The sequence below is a fragment of the Acidovorax sp. Root217 genome, from assembly GCF_001428645.1.
Lineage (GTDB): Bacteria > Pseudomonadota > Gammaproteobacteria > Burkholderiales > Burkholderiaceae_C > Acidovorax.
In genome coordinates this window covers 77,759-78,740 of sequence record NZ_LMIH01000014.1, presented here as the reverse complement: position 1 = coordinate 78,740, position 982 = coordinate 77,759, and the positions used below count along the sequence as shown (strand labels likewise).

General features: G+C 61.1%; 1 protein-coding gene. It reads right to left on the bottom strand.

Features of this window, described 5'->3' with window-relative positions; translation table 11 throughout:
- A partial coding sequence (locus ASE31_RS15995) for an IS1182 family transposase (RefSeq protein ID WP_235514539.1) occupies positions 1–982 on the bottom strand: 982 nt, incomplete at both ends.

Genomic DNA, 982 nt, shown 5'->3' with positions numbered 1-982 from the left:
GGCCAGCACATGCAGGCTCATCTCGGTGCCCACGTGCTTGAGGGTCTTCATCAGGAAGTGCGTCGAGCCCATCCAGTGCTTGAGCGTGCCGAAGACATGCTCCACGGTGGACCTGCGCAATGTCATCGCCTCGGGGTTGCTGTCCAGTCGTTGCTGCACGCGCTCCAGTACCTCTTCGTGCTCCCATCGCCGGACACGTCGGTATTTGCTGGTCGTGCATTGCGTCTTGAGAGGGCATTTGGGGCAGGCGCTTGACCAGTACAGGTGCAGATGCAGCCCCTTCTCTGTGGTTGTACATCGATGGATCGCACGCTCGCCTGCAGGGCACTGGTACTCGTCATCCTTGGCGATGTAGATGAAGTCGGCTTTGTCGAAGCGCCCTTCGGCCTTCGAATTGGATGTCATCGGCTTGGGCACGAAGGTCGTGATGCCCGCGTCTTCGCAGGCCTTGAGCTGCGGGCCACTGAAGTAGCCTCGGTCGGCGAAGGCCTGCAGGCCCTGGCTCCCCATGGCCTGGTCTGCTGCACACGCCATGTTGTGCAGCTGTGCACGGTCATTGCCGACGTTCGTGACCTCGTGCGCGACGATCAGGTGGTGCTTGGCATCGACAGCGGTCTGCACGTTGTAGCCCACTAGGCCCGATCCCTTGGCCTGGGTGGCCATCGAACGTGCATCGGGGTCGGTGAGTGAGACCTGGCCATCGGGCAGGCTCTTCAATTGCTCTTTGATGCCATCGAGTTGCCGCATCTGTTCGCGCAGCTTTTTTAGCTTCTCCTGCAGTCGTTCTGTCTTGGCTTCGACCTCTGCCGGCTGTGTGCGGTCTGCGGTCTCCAGCGCGTCCAGGTAACGCTGGATGCTCTGCTCGATCTGCTGCTGGCGGGCTTCGATCTTGCCGGCGGTGAAGTTGCGGTCGCGGCTGTTGACGGCCTTGAACTTGCTGCCGTCGATGGCCACGATGGCCTGTGAGAAGAGGTTCAATTGC